This window comes from Plantactinospora sonchi, from assembly GCF_036422035.1.
Taxonomy (GTDB): domain Bacteria; phylum Actinomycetota; class Actinomycetes; order Mycobacteriales; family Micromonosporaceae; genus Plantactinospora; species Plantactinospora sonchi.
The window spans coordinates 186,709-199,712 of the sequence record NZ_JAZGQK010000010.1; the positions used below are offsets into that span (position 1 = coordinate 186,709).

The following is a 13,004-nucleotide window of genomic DNA, read 5'->3' on the forward strand; positions in this document are numbered from 1 at the left end:
GGTGACCCGGTACGTCGCACTGCTGCGTGGCATCAACGTCGGGGCCGGCACCCAGCTCGCCATGGCCGAACTGGAACGGGTCGTCACCGGACTCGGCGTCGCGGACGTCCGGACGTACCTGCGCAGCGGGAACGTGGTTTTCGCCGCCGACGAGGATCCGGAACGGCTGGCCGGGAGGATCCGTCGGGCCCTCGGCGACGAGTTGTCCCGGGACGTACCGGTGCTGGTCCGGTCGGGTGCCGAGCTGGCGACCCTGGTCGACGGCAACCCGTACCTCGGCGTGCAGAGCGACGAGGTCAAGCTGCTGGTCGGGTTCCTGGCCGAGCCGCCCGACCCGGCGCGGATCGCCGCGCTGGCGGTGCCCGAGGGGGAGACCGCCGAGTTCACCTTCGCCGGCCGGGACATCTACCTGCACTACCCCGACGGTTTCGGCCGGACCAGGTTCAGCAACGCGTTCCTGGAGCGGCGACTGGCCGTTCCGGTGACGATCCGGAACTGGCGGACCGTCCGGGCGCTGGCGGACCTGACCGTCGACTGACCCGCCCGGGCCCGGTCCCGCCCCGGTCGCGGCGGGTCCGCGGCCCGGTCCTCTGGCGGACGCACGTACGGCGCTGGGGTTTTTCGTCAGAGCGGCTCGGCATCACGTACGGCGGGGGCGCACCCGGTCCCTCGGAGGTCTGGTCCGGATGGACCGTCTCCCTGGGGAACCGGATGCGCCCCGCTGGCGTTGTCGGTGCTGGTCTCCGTCACCGGCTACCGGTACCGACCACCGGCCTGGTCAGCGGCGGTGCTCAGCCGAAGCAGTTGTCGATGTGCTCCGGGCTGCCGTCGCAGTTGGTGGGCCGGTTCTTGATGATGACGGTGTCCTCGTCCACCTTCACCTTGGCGTCCTTGGCGAAGACCCCACCGGGCTTCTTGGTGGCGTTGTTCTCCGCCACCTTGCTGTCCACCAGGGAGAGCTTGCCCTCCTTGACGAAGATGCCCCCGCCCTGGGACTTGTTGCCGATGGCGTCGTTGTAGACGATCTCGCTGTCCCGGACGGTGATGTCCGAGTCCTTGGCGAAGATGCCGCCACCGTCGCCACGCGCCGTGTTCGCCTCGACCTTGGTCTTCTCGACCAGGAGCGAGCCGTCCAGGCTGAAGAAGCCGCCGCCGTCCGAGTGCGAGCTGTTCCGGCTGACCTCGGACTTGCGTACGATCACCGTGCTCTTGGTGGCGGCGATACCGCCACCCACCTTGGCGGTGTTGAAGGTGACCTTGGTTTCCTCGACCGTGGTCCGGCCGAAGACGCTGGCGATACCGCCACCGGCCCCGGCACGGTTGCCGTGGATCTCGGCCTTGTTGATCCGGGCGACCCCGAAGGCGTTCACGATGCCGCCGCCGAAGCCGTGGGTGTTGTTGTTGTTGACCTGGACCCGCTCGAGCTTCAGGTCACCCGTGTTGGCGATACCGCCACCAGCACCCTTGTCGTCGGTGTTGTTGTCGTTGATCTGGCTGTAGGTGATCTCGGTCTCGCCCTTGTTGAGGATCGCGCCACCCGCACCGCCGTGAACGGCGGAGTTCCGGGTGAACTTGCTGTCCTTGACCTTGGCGGTACCGCCGTCCTCGACGAGGAGGCCGCCGCCGCCCTTGCCGCGACCGTTCTTGATGGTCACGTCGCTGAGGACCAGCTCGCCGCCGTGACCGACGGTCAGGATGCGGAAGTCCTTGGCGTTCGCGGCGCGGGTGATCGTGGCACCCTCGCCCTTGATCGTGATCCGTTCGTGGATCACCGGCAGGCCCGACCTGTCGTCGTCCTTCTTGTCGTGCTTCCGACCGTCGTGCTTGTCGTGCTTCCGGTCGTCGTCGTGCTTCCGACCGTCGTGCTTGTCGTGCTTCCGGTCGTCCTTGTCGTCGTGATTCGCGCCGTTCACGCCGTTCATCACGCCGTTGTCGTCGTGCTTCTTCCGGTCGTCCTTCCGGTCGTGCTTCTTCCGGTCGTGCTTCCGGTCATCCTTCTTGTCGTGCTTGTCACGGTCGTCGTACGCCGTGAGGACGTAGGTGCACTTGGGCGCGAGCCGGAGGTGACCACCACCCTGGGCGTTGGCGTGGACCAGCGCGGCGATGAGCTTGTCGGGGTCACACGGCACCGACTCCTCGTCGTGCTTGTCCTCCTGGTCGTGCCGGTTCTCCTGGTCGCGCCGGTTCTCCTGGTCGTGCCGGTTCTCCTGGTCGCGCTTGTTCCCCTCGTCGGCGCAACGCTCGCCGTGCCAGCCGGAACCCTCGGAGCCCGAGCGCTCGTTGCCCTTGTCCTTGGAGTCCTCGGCCTTGCCCTTGTCCTTCGACTCCTCGGCCTTGTCCTTGGAGTCCTCGGCCTTGCCCTTGTCCTTCGGGTCCTCGGCCTTGCCCTTGTCCTTCGGGTCCTCGGCCTTGCCCTTGTCCTTCGGGTCCTCGGCCTTGCCCTTGTCCTTCGACTCTTCAGGCTTCGCCTTCGGGTCCTTGGACTCCTCCGGCTTCGCCTTCGGGTCCTTGGATTCCGTCGGTTTGGGCGAGGGCTCACCCGAGCCGCCGGTACCCGAGCTCTCGCCCGACTGGCGGTCCGAGTTCCGGCCCTGCTGGTCCGAGTTCTGACCGTGCTGGCCCTGCTGGCCGGACTTTTCACCGTGCCAGCCTGAGCCGTTCGAGCCGGAGCTGTTCGAGCCCGAGCTGTTGGAGCCGGACTCTTCACCGTGCCAGCCGGAACCGTTCGAGCCCGAGCTGTTGGAGCCCGAGCTGTTCGAGCCCGAGCTGTTGGAGCCGGACTCTTCACCGTGCCAGCCGGAACCGTTCGAGCCGGAGCTGTTCGAGCCCGAGCTGTTGGAGCCGGACTCCTCGCCGTGCCAGCCGGAACCGTTCGAGCCGGAGCTGTTCGAGCCCGAGCTGTTGGAGCCGGACTCCTCGCCGTGCCAGCCGGAACCGTTCGAGCCGGAGTTGCTCGAGCCCGAGCTGTTGGAGCCGGACTCCTCGCCGTGCCAGCCGGAACCGTTCGAGCCCGAGCTGTTCGAACCCGACTCGCAGCTGTCGGTCCCGCCCTGCCAGCCGCCCTCGGAGTCCTTCGAGTCCTTGCCCTCTTCGTTCCTGCCCTGCTCGTCCTTGCCCTGCTCGTCCTTGCCGTCGTGGCTCTTGTCGTCCTTGCCCTGCTGGTCCTTGCCGTTGTCCGTGGCGACAACCGACAGCTTCCCCAGGTCCAGGTTCGTCAGACCCTGAGCGCCGGCCATGCCGGCCACCCCCGTGATACCGGCGGCACCGGCCACCAGGCTTCCGGCGACGATTCCACCGGCTAAGAACCACCGGGACCGCCGCCTCGTTGGGCGCGTTCTGGGCTGACCGGGATCCACATGGTTCCCATGGAGTTCGGACATGAGCTCCCTGCCTTTCGGATACAAGACACGCCCGCACCACCAGGGCGCGGATGGCGACAAATGGTTTGCCACCACTGAACGTCACCGTACGGCGACCTTCCGGGGCATCACGGGCCTACGCGAAGAAAACCCACGATTCAGCGGAAATAAGACTGTCGGCGCCCGAACCGCGTGAACCGGGGTCTATGGGGATCAGACCAGGAGTAATCCTGGTTCGGGCAGAAAAAAGCAGACGGCCATTCCATTGGACGTACCACTCGTTATTTCCCAGACATCTCTTATCTGCCCAATTCGTACAGCAGGCGCAGACAGTGCCGGCCGGACCGAAACGGGTCGGACAGGCTCAGGGGTCCTCCTGATGGCGGTCCTGACCGGTCACCCGGAAGAATGACCTGGTGACGGATGCGATCGACGACTACGTCTCGGCTGTGGGTTCCGCACTGCGCGGATCGGCCCGGCTCCGGGCGGACATGCTCGCCGAGATCCGTGACGCCCTGGTCGACGCCGCCGAGAGCCACCGGAGCGACGGGCTCACCGCCCCGGCGGCGGAACAACTGGCCGTACGGGAGTTCGGGTCGGCGCGCCGGATCGCGTCAGGGCTGCAGGAGGTGCTGGCCGTGACGCACGGCCGGCGTACCGCGCTGCTGTTTCTCGCCGTTCTCGGCAGCCAGCACCTCGGCACCGAACTGCTCGGCCGACTCGGCGGCTGGCGGATGCTGTGGGGCGACGACCGGCCCGACGCGACGTACCTGTGGCTGGCCCGGGCGACCGACCTGTTCGCCGGGCTCGCCCTGGTCGCCGCCCTGGGCGCGGTGATCCTGCTCGGCTGGGGACTGCGGCACGTCGGAATCCGACTCGGGGCGGTACGGCTCACCGCCGTACTCGCCGCGACCATGGTGCTGTTCACCGTGGGGTGCGGCGTGCTGCTGACCGTACTGCCGTCCTCGGCCGGTCCGGCCGGGACGCTGGCCGGCGTGGTCGGGGTCGTCCTGCCGGCGGTCCCGGTGCTCCTCTCCGCCCGGCGCAGCTGGCTCGCGGCGGCCGGGCCGGAACCGTCCTCCATCCATGATGGACAGAGCTGGATGACCGATCAGGACTGGCTTCCGGCCCACGAGACACCTCGATGGTGACGGTTCGGTTCCGATTCGCCCCCGGATGCAACCGGGGTGGGCAGAACTGGACACGAGGTCGTACTCTCCGGCCGTGACTGACGGGGACTCTGGGACCCGCCCGAGCGGCGGTGACGACACGGACATCGGCTACCCGTCACCCGGTGGTTACGCCGGCTATCCGCCACCCGGTGGTTACGCCGGCTATCCGCCACCCGGTGGTTACGCCGGCTATCCGCCACCCGGCGGTGCGTCACCGGTTCCCGGGTATCCGGCCGCCGGTGGTTACGGGCCGCCTCCGGGACATCCCGCGTCGGGCGGCTACCCGTCGTCGACCGCCGGCCAATCCACGCTCCCGTTCGGTTACCCACCGCTCGGCGGTCCTCCGCCGGACCTCGGGCAGCGACCACCCCGCCGTCCCCGGCTGTGGCTGTGGGTGACCTTCGGCGTCGTCGTGGCGCTGCTCTGCTGCGCGGTGCCGGCCGTCGGCGGGGTGTTCGCCCTCGACCGGTTCGGCGGCCCGGGGGGCACGGCGGCCGGTGCCGGTGCACCCAGCCCGAAGGCCGGCGACGCGCTGACCGTTACCCAGGAGTGGCTCGGCGCACGGGTGGTCGAACTGCTCGACAAGCAGGCCAACGCGCTGCTCGGCGGTGACGAGAGCGGCTACCTGGCGGTGGCCGAGCCGGGCTCCCCGGTCTCCCGTGACCTGCGCCGCCAGTTCCGTACCCTGCGCGCGATGCAGGTCACCCGGTGGCAGCCGGAGCTGCGCGGCAAGCTGGTCCGGATGTTCGAGCCGGGGCAGTGGCGGGCCGACCTCCGGGTCAGGCACTGCTTCGTCGTGCCGACCTGCGAGCCTGTCGAGATCACGGTCAGTACCCGCTGGCAGGACGCCGCCGGCCAGCCCCGGTTGATCAGTGTCGAGGAGCCGGAGTCGCGGGGTGACCGCCCCCGCCCCTGGGAGGTCGACGAACTGGTCGCCTCAATCGGTGAGCGGGTGATGGTCGCCGCGCCCCGGGCCTTCCGGGACCGCCTGCCGACGCTGCTGCGCGAAGCGGAACAGGCCGCCCTGGTCGCGGACCGCTACGCTGCGGACGGCACGCCGCCGGACCGCTACCGGATCTTCTACGCCGGCCCGAACGAGTGGAAGCGGTGGTACGGCGGCGACCGGGCGGAATGGACCGCCGGATACGCCGTCTCGATCGGCTCAGGCCAGTACGACGTGGTGCTCAACTCGGAGAGCCTGCGCGACGGCGAGTACGCCGAACTGCTCCGGCACGAGCTGACCCACACCGCCTCGCTCTCCGGCACGCCCCGGATCGAGAACGGCGCATGGTGGCTGGTCGAGGGACTCGCCGAGTACGCCGGCGCGGCCGGTCGCCCGGTGAGCCGGTATCCGAGCCTTTCCGACGTCGAGCGGCTGGCCGACTCCGACTGGAGTGGCGAACTGGACGACCTGGTGCCGGACGACGACGCCCCGGACTGGCGCGTCTCCGCCGCGTACGGGGCCGGCTACCTCGCCGTCCGCCATCTCAGCGACCGCTTCGGCGACGCGCAGGTACTCCGCTTCTTCAAGCTCGTGGTGCACGACGGCGACTCGGAGGAGGAGGCCGCCCGTCAGGTTTTCGGCGTGGAGTGGTCCACGCTGCACGACGACTGCGCCGACTACATCCGGGAGGCGGCCGGCTGATCCGTCTGACCGGGGCGCCCGTCCGGCCGTCGGCGGTGCCGGCAGGGCGAGATGCAGATCGGGGACCGGGCCGCGCGCGTCGTACCCGTACGGATGCGTACCGTGCTCGTAGCATGACGGTGTGCGACGTACCTCTCCGCCGCGCCGTACCGGGCTGACGCGGCTCCGCCCACTGCTCACCCTGGCCACCGTCACCGGCCTGGTCGGCCTCACCGCCGCCTCCTGCACCGAGGAGCCGACGTTCGACCTGGTCAGCGTGACCCGGGCGAGCGTTGTCGAGCTGGTGGAGGCACCCGCCGCCGTGACCGCGCGAGCCGCCGCCACGCTCAGCGCCCCCGCCGACGGCACTCTCGCCGAGTTGCGGGTCGGCCCGGGCCAGCGGGTCCGGGCCGGCCGGATCCTCGCGGTCATCGACTCACCCGCCGCCCGGAACCGGCTCGACAAGGCCCGGCAGGCCCTCCACCTGGCCCGACGAGCCGGTGGCGGGTCGGCCGGCGACGGCAGTGACCTGTCCCGGGCGCGCCACAGCACCGATCGGGCGGCGGCCCGGGCCTTCGACGCGGCCCGGGAGGCGGCCGGCGAACTCACCGACCGGGACCGGCGGGACGCCCTGCTCGCCCAGGTGACAGCGGCGGAACTGCAGTACGAGGCGGCGTCCCGGTCCGCCGACGCCGTGGTCCGGGCGGTCCGGCGCGGCGTCGCCGGGTTGAACTCCGCGGTCCGTGCACTCTCCGCCGCGCAACGGCTGCAGGCCGAGCAGGCGTACGACCTGGCGAAGGCGACCGTGGACGCGCTGACCCTGCGGGCCCCGATCAGCGGGGTGGTGCAGCTCGGTGGCCCGGTCACCGCTGGCGGCACCGGTTCCGTCGAGGCGCTGGCCGGCCTGCTCGGCGTCGCGGGCGGCCTCGGCCCGGGCGGCGGGCTCGGCGCGCCACCGGGCCTCGACCCGGCGGGCGGGACCGGTCCGGGTGGCGCCGCCGCACCGGTGCCCGGGGTCGACGGCACGGTGCCGGTCGGCGGCCGGGTCGGCGCCGGCACCCCGATCCTCACCGTGGTCGACGTCGGCGACCTCGGCCTGGTCGCCGACATCGACGAGACCGACGTGCCGCTGGTGACCGAAGGGCTGTCGGCGACGGTGGAACTCGACGCGGCCACCGGAGCCGAGTACCCGGCCCGGGTCCGCTCGGTTGACGTACTGCCGACCACCTCCGCCCAGGGCGGGGTCTCGTACCGGGTCCGACTCTCGCTCGACCCGGGACGGTACGCCGACGGGCGGGTCGCGCCGACCCCTCGCCCGGGGATGAGCGCGGTCGTCCGGCTGCGGGTCCGGGAGGCGGCGGACGCGGTGACGGTTCCGGCCGCGGCGGTGCACAGCACGGACGGGCGGGAGGCACTCTGGGTGGTCCGGAACGGGGTCGCCGAGCAGGTGCCGGTCACCGTCGGCGTACAGGGCCGGGACCTGGTGCAGATCGTCGGCGGGGTGGAACCCGGCCAGCAGGTGGTGGTCAGTGGGGCCGACCGGGTGCGTCCCGGGCAGCGGGTGCGGTGAACCGGCTCAGCGGTGCCGGGCCGGTCGCGGTCGAGGCGGTCGACCTGGTCCGGACGTACGACCTCGGTGGCACGTCGGTGACCGCACTGCGCGGCGTCTCGCTGACCGTCGACGCCGGGGACCACCTGGCGATCGTCGGGCCGTCCGGCTCGGGGAAGTCGACGTTGATGCACCTGCTCGGCGGGCTGGACCGGCCGACCAGCGGCCGGCTGACCATCGGCGGCCGGGACGTCGCCGACCTGACCGCCGGGGAACTCGCGGCCCTGCGCAACGAGACGATCGGTTTCGTCTTCCAGGCGTTCCACCTGCTGCCCCGTACGTCGGCGGTGGAGAACGTGGCACTGCCGCTGGTCTACCGCGGAGTCGGTGCCCGGCGGCGCCGGGAACTGGCCGCCGCGATGCTCGACCGGGTCGGGCTCGGGCACCGGCTCGACCACCGGCCCAACCAGCTCTCCGGTGGGGAGCAGCAGCGGGTCGCGATCGCCCGCGCCCTGGTCACCGATCCGGTGCTGCTGCTCGCCGACGAGCCGACCGGCAACCTCGACAGCGTCACCGGGGAGTCGGTGCTGGCCCTGCTGGAGGAGCTGAACGCGAGTTCCGGGGTGGCGGTGGTCCTGGTGACCCACGACCGGGAGGTGGCGGCGCGGGCGCGTCGGCAGGTCGTGGTCCGGGACGGCCGGGTCATACCACCGGCCGGCGACCCGGCTTCGCCGACGGTCGTGCCGGCGGCGCGCCGGGGGCCTGAGATAGTGGACCACGCTCCCAGCGCGGAGCCCCGACTCGCGTCCGGAAGCGACTCGGGGCACCCGCCCGGTGGCTCCGGTGGCGCCGCCGGAGCCGCCGGGCGCCGCATCCCGCACCGGCCGGGCGTCGACGACGCGGGGGACGATCCTGACGGCCGGCCCGGACCTGGAAGCCGGGTCGGAGACGACCCCGGCGGGCGTATCCCGGAACAGCCCGGTCCGGGGAGTGGGTCGTGAGGGTCGCGGAGGCCTGGCGGGTGGCCCGGGTCGCGCTGGTCGCGAACCGGTTGCGCAGTCTGCTCACCATGCTCGGCGTGGTCATCGGGGTGGCTGCGGTGGTCGTGCTGGTGGCGATCGGCGCCGGTGCCAAGCGGGAGGTGGAACAGCAGGTCGAGGGACTCGGCTCGAACCTGCTGGTGGTGGTCCCCGGTCGGCTCGACCTCGGCGCTGCCCCGGCCGTCTCCCGGCTCTCCCTCGCCGACGTCGAGGCGGTCGGCCGGGTCGTCGGCGACCCCGGCCGGGTCGCGGTCACCGTCACCTCCGGCGAGACGGTACGCGCCGGTGCCCGCTCGGCGTTCAGTACCGTGCAGGGCGTACTGGAGACCACCCCGCAGGTCTTCGTCCGGGAGCTGGACCGGGGCAGCTATCTGACCTCCTCCGATGTGGACGCGAGTCGCCGGGTGGCGGTGCTCGGCGCCACCGTCGCGGACAGCCTCTTCGGCGGCCGGGAGGCGGTCGGCCGGCAGGTCTCGATCGCCGGGGTGCGGTTCCGGGTGATCGGCGTGTTCACCCCGCTGGGCCAGAGCCTGGGCGTGGACCGGGACGACGAGGTGCACATCCCGGTGACCGCCGCGCACCGGCTCTACGGCACGCAGCGGATCGACGGCATCGCGGTCCGGGCGCCGGACCGGGAGCGGATCGGCGAACTCGGCGACCGGATCGTCGCCGAGCTGTCCCGCCGGCATCCCGACACCGAGTTCAGCGCGGTGACCCAGGAGCAGGTCCTCGGGGTACTCGGGGACATCCTCGGTGTCCTCACCGGGGTGCTGGCGGCGATCGCCGGGATCTCCCTGCTGGTCGGCGGGGTCGGGGTCTCCAACATCATGCTGGTGTCGGTACGTGAACGGACCCGCGAGATCGGCCTGCGCAAGGCGGTCGGTGCCCGGCCCAGGGACATCGGGCTGCAGTTCCTGCTTGAGGCGGTGCTGCTCACCGCGCTCGGCGGCACGCTGGGCATGGCGCTCGGCGTCACCGCCGCCATGCTGGTCGCCGCCCTCTCCCCGGTGCCGACCCTGGTGACCGGGTGGTCGCTGGCGCTCGCCTTCGGGGTCTCGGCGGTGGTCGGGGTCGTCTTCGGGGTGGTGCCCGCGCAACGGGCCGGACGGTTGGACCCGGTGGTGGCACTGCGCGCGGAATGACCGGGATCGGCGAAGAATGTCCGTTCCCACCCGCCGCTGACGCCGCCAGTGATGATCAAATGCCCGAAGGGATCGCGCCGGTCACAGCCGTCCCGTTACCGTACTGATAACACGCGCGTAGTCGCCCCGGTGCGGAACCTCCGACCGGGCGGCCCGCGCCGGGGAATGGGATGGATTGGTGAGCCATGGCAGGATCACCACAGTCCGACGGCCGGCTGCCGGAGGTCAGGTTCCTGACCGTCGCCGAGGTGGCGACGCTCATGCGGGTGTCGAAGATGACCGTCTACCGACTCGTGCACTCCGGCGAGCTGACCGCGGTCAGGGTGGGCAGATCGTTCCGGGTGCCCGAGCACGCCGTGCACGAGTACCTGCGCGGCGCCTTTCAGGAGACCGCCTGACGACTGACCCGACGGTGCGTACGACGGGTGCGGTGCGGCGGGCCGGCAGCGGGCGGCGGGGACGACGGACGCGGACGTCGGCGGGCCGCCGACACCGGCCGGCCACGGTGGCGCGGACGTGGGCCGGGCGGTGCGGACGACGGTGAGACCGGGGGCGCGTTCGTCCGCTCGACGGTCGAGGGCTAGGCTGGACCGCGACCGTGGCCATGTGCCGGTGTGGGCGAGAGCCAGACCGTGCCGGCCCGGTTCGTTGTCCAGCTCGGTTACCGGCCACCCCCGTGGGGGTGACTCCGGTCCGACCCGCAGATGCATCAGAAGGGCTGTCGTATGGGCTCGGTGGTCAAGAAGCGCCGCAAGCGCATGGCGAAGAAGAAGCACCGCAAGCTGCTGCGCAAGACCCGCGTCCAGCGTCGCCGTCTCGGCAAGTGACCCTGGCCGGGCTCCGGCCCGGCCAGCGGTGACGCCGGTCAGCAGTCGACCTCTGGAGGCCCACGTGACGACGTCGCGGCGGTCCGGACCCGGCCCGGGGCGACCCGTGCGGGGCACGAGGTGACCCCCGCGAGCACCCCGGGTGCGCCGGGGGTGGTCGTGGTGACCGGAGTGAGCCGTTTCCTCGGCGCGCACGTCGCGGCCCGGCTCGTCGCGGACGACCGGATCAACCGGGTCATCGGGCTCGACGTGCTCGACCCGGCGCCCGAACTCGCCCCCCTGCTCGACGGGGTGGAACGCGTCCGTGCCGACGCCGGCGCGGTGAGCAGCGTCGTCGACGACCTGGGTGCGGACGCCGTCGTGCACCTCGCCCTGCTCACCGCACCGGACCCGCAGCAGGGCGGTCGGGCGGGGATGAAGGAACAGAACGTCATCGGCACGATGCAGTTGCTCGCCGCCGGCCAGCGGGCGTCCCGGCTGCGCAAGCTCGTCGTCCGGTCGTCGACCGCCGCCTACGGCGCGTCGTTCCGGGACCCGGCGGTCTTCACCGAGGACACCGAGCCGCGCGCGGTGCCGCGCGGCGGTTTCGCCCGGGACATCCTTGACATCGAGGGGTACGTCCGCGGCTTCCGACGCCGCCGCCCCGACGTCACCGCCACCGTGCTGCGGTTCGCCCCGTTCATCGGCTCGATGGCGAACACCACGCTGACCCGCTACTTCGCCCAACCGGTCGTACCGACCGTGCTCGGGCGCGACCCCCGGCTGCAGTTCGTGCACTTCGACGACGCCCTGGAGGTCCTGCACCGCTCGGTGGTCGAGGACCACCCCGGGACGTACAACGTCGCCGGGCCGGGCGTGCTCGCGCTCTCCCAGGCGATCCGGCGGGCCGGCCGGGTCGCCGTACCGGTGCTGGAGCCGGGGCTCTCCGGAGCCGCCGGGCTCGCCCGGACGCTCGGCTTCGGGCGCTACGGCCTCGACCAGGTCGACCTCTTCGTGCACGGCCGGGTGGTCGACACCACCAGGCTGATCAGCGAGTACGGCTTCACCCCGCGGTCCACCGCCGCCGCGTTCGACGACTTCATCCAGGGGCACCGGGACCGCGCCCCGCTCGGGCCGGAACAGCTGCACCGCGCCGAGCGGGTGATCCTCGACGGCATCCGGCACACCCGGGCCGCGGTCCGGGATCGGCTCGGCCAACTCAGCGAGGTACGAGGTGGGCGGGCGGATGACTGACGAGCCGGCCGGGCCCGGATCGGGGCGGCGGTACGACGACGTACCTCCGGCGGCCCGGCGGTTCGGCGAGCCGCCGGCACAGGATCCGGCGGACCTCGACCGGCCGGCGCGACGCAACGGGCACCGGCCCGGGCCGGTCGATCCGGCGGTGGCCGACCAGCCGGGGGACGTCTGGGACCGGCGGGTGGCGGCCGGTCTGGCGTTCCTCCGTCGACGACTCTCCGGCCGGTACGAGGTCGACGAGTTCGGCTTCGACCCGGAGCTGACCGACCAGGTCTTCCATCCGCTGCTGCGACTGCTCTACCGCGAGTGGTTCCGCACCGAGGTGACCGGTGTGCACCACCTGCCGGTCGACAGCTCCGGCCTGGTGGTCGGCAACCACTCCGGCACGGTGGCGCTGGACGCGCTCGTCCTGGCGGCGGTGCTGCGCGACCGCCATCCCGCCCACCGCCACCTGCGGCTGCTCGGCGCGGACCTGGTCTTCCGGATGCCGGTCGTCTCCGAGCTGGCCCGCAAGACCGGCGGCACGGTGGCCTGCAACCCGGACGCGGAACGGCTGCTCGGCCGGGGCGAACTGGTCGGGGTCTTCCCCGAGGGCTTCAAGGGGATCGGCAAGCTCTACGCCGAGCGCTACAAGTTGCAGCGGTTCGGGCGGGGCGGGTTCGTCTCCGCCGCGCTGCGTACCGGGGCACCGATCATTCCGGTGGCGATCGTCGGCGCGGAGGAGACGTACCCGATGCTCGCCGACATCAAGCCGCTGGCCCGGCTGCTGAAGCTGCCGTACTTCCCGGTGACCCCGACGTTTCCGTGGCTCGGCCCGCTCGGCGTGGTGCCGCTGCCGAGCAAGTGGCTGATCGAGTTCTGTCCGCCGATCCCGACCGCGCACCTGGTCGACTCGGCCGATGATCCGCTGGTCGTCTTCAACCTCGCCGACCAGGTGCGAGAGACCATCCAGCAGACCCTGCACCAACTGTTGGAGCGACGTCCCGACCCGTTCGGCGCCTGAGCGCTCCCAGGCCCCTGAGCTGTTAGGAAGGGGCCCTTCTACACCAGAAAAC

10 protein-coding genes and 1 pseudogene are annotated in these 13,004 nt (G+C 71.8%); 10 read left to right on the top strand and 1 reads right to left on the bottom strand.

Annotated elements, in window-relative coordinates; all coding sequences use genetic code 11:
- The first annotated feature begins 1 nt into the window (after nt 1).
- On the top strand, nt 2–538 hold the full coding sequence (locus V1633_RS12975; protein WP_331214524.1) for a DUF1697 domain-containing protein: 537 nt from the start codon (nt 2–4) through the stop codon (nt 536–538).
- A gap of 253 nt (nt 539–791) precedes the next feature.
- Here V1633_RS12975 and V1633_RS12980 read toward each other — a convergent pair whose 3' ends face one another.
- Entirely contained in the window at nt 792–3,380 is a 2,589-nt protein-coding gene (locus V1633_RS12980) for a hypothetical protein (RefSeq protein ID WP_331214525.1), read from the bottom strand.
- A 395-nt stretch (nt 3,381–3,775) separates the two neighbouring features.
- Here V1633_RS12980 and V1633_RS12985 point away from each other — a divergent pair, with 395 nt between their 5' ends.
- The 9 genes and pseudogenes from V1633_RS12985 to V1633_RS13025 all read left to right on the top strand — a co-directional run bounded on the left by V1633_RS12985 (nt 3,776) and on the right by V1633_RS13025 (nt 12,952).
- Complete coding sequence (locus V1633_RS12985) at nt 3,776–4,510, top strand: permease prefix domain 1-containing protein (protein ID WP_331214526.1); 735 nt, start codon at nt 3,776–3,778, stop codon at nt 4,508–4,510.
- A 73-nt stretch (nt 4,511–4,583) separates the two neighbouring features.
- A complete protein-coding gene (locus V1633_RS12990) occupies nt 4,584–6,176 on the top strand; it encodes a hypothetical protein (protein WP_331214527.1) in 1,593 nt (530 codons plus the stop codon).
- A gap of 121 nt (nt 6,177–6,297) precedes the next feature.
- Nucleotides 6,298–7,725: an efflux RND transporter periplasmic adaptor subunit gene (locus V1633_RS12995; protein ID WP_407952001.1), complete on the top strand. Its 1,428-nt coding sequence runs from the start codon at nt 6,298–6,300 to the stop codon at nt 7,723–7,725.
- Nucleotides 7,722–8,609: pseudogene (locus tag V1633_RS13000) on the top strand (ABC transporter ATP-binding protein); the annotation flags it as partial. The gene V1633_RS12995 and the pseudogene V1633_RS13000, both read left to right, overlap by 4 nt.
- A gap of 92 nt (nt 8,610–8,701) precedes the next feature.
- Nucleotides 8,702–9,886 (top strand): ABC transporter permease, encoded by a 1,185-nt coding sequence (locus tag V1633_RS13005; protein ID WP_331214528.1) that lies wholly within the window; start codon nt 8,702–8,704, stop codon nt 9,884–9,886.
- A 185-nt stretch (nt 9,887–10,071) separates the two neighbouring features.
- Nucleotides 10,072–10,284: a helix-turn-helix domain-containing protein gene (locus tag V1633_RS13010; RefSeq protein WP_331214529.1), complete on the top strand. Its 213-nt coding sequence runs from the start codon at nt 10,072–10,074 to the stop codon at nt 10,282–10,284.
- 327 nt (nt 10,285–10,611) lie between these two features.
- Nucleotides 10,612–10,713 (top strand): 30S ribosomal protein bS22, encoded by a 102-nt coding sequence (locus V1633_RS13015; RefSeq protein WP_007465623.1) that lies wholly within the window; start codon nt 10,612–10,614, stop codon nt 10,711–10,713.
- A 120-nt stretch (nt 10,714–10,833) separates the two neighbouring features.
- Nucleotides 10,834–11,946 carry an NAD-dependent epimerase/dehydratase family protein gene (locus V1633_RS13020; RefSeq protein ID WP_331214530.1) on the top strand — a complete coding sequence of 371 codons (1,113 nt, stop codon included), beginning with the start codon at nt 10,834–10,836 and terminating at the stop codon, nt 11,944–11,946.
- Nucleotides 11,939–12,952, top strand: a complete 1,014-nt coding sequence (locus V1633_RS13025) for a lysophospholipid acyltransferase family protein (RefSeq protein ID WP_331214531.1) — start codon at nt 11,939–11,941, stop codon at nt 12,950–12,952. The genes V1633_RS13020 and V1633_RS13025 overlap by 8 nt, the downstream gene beginning before the upstream one ends.
- Nucleotides 12,953–13,004: the final 52 nt, after the last annotated feature.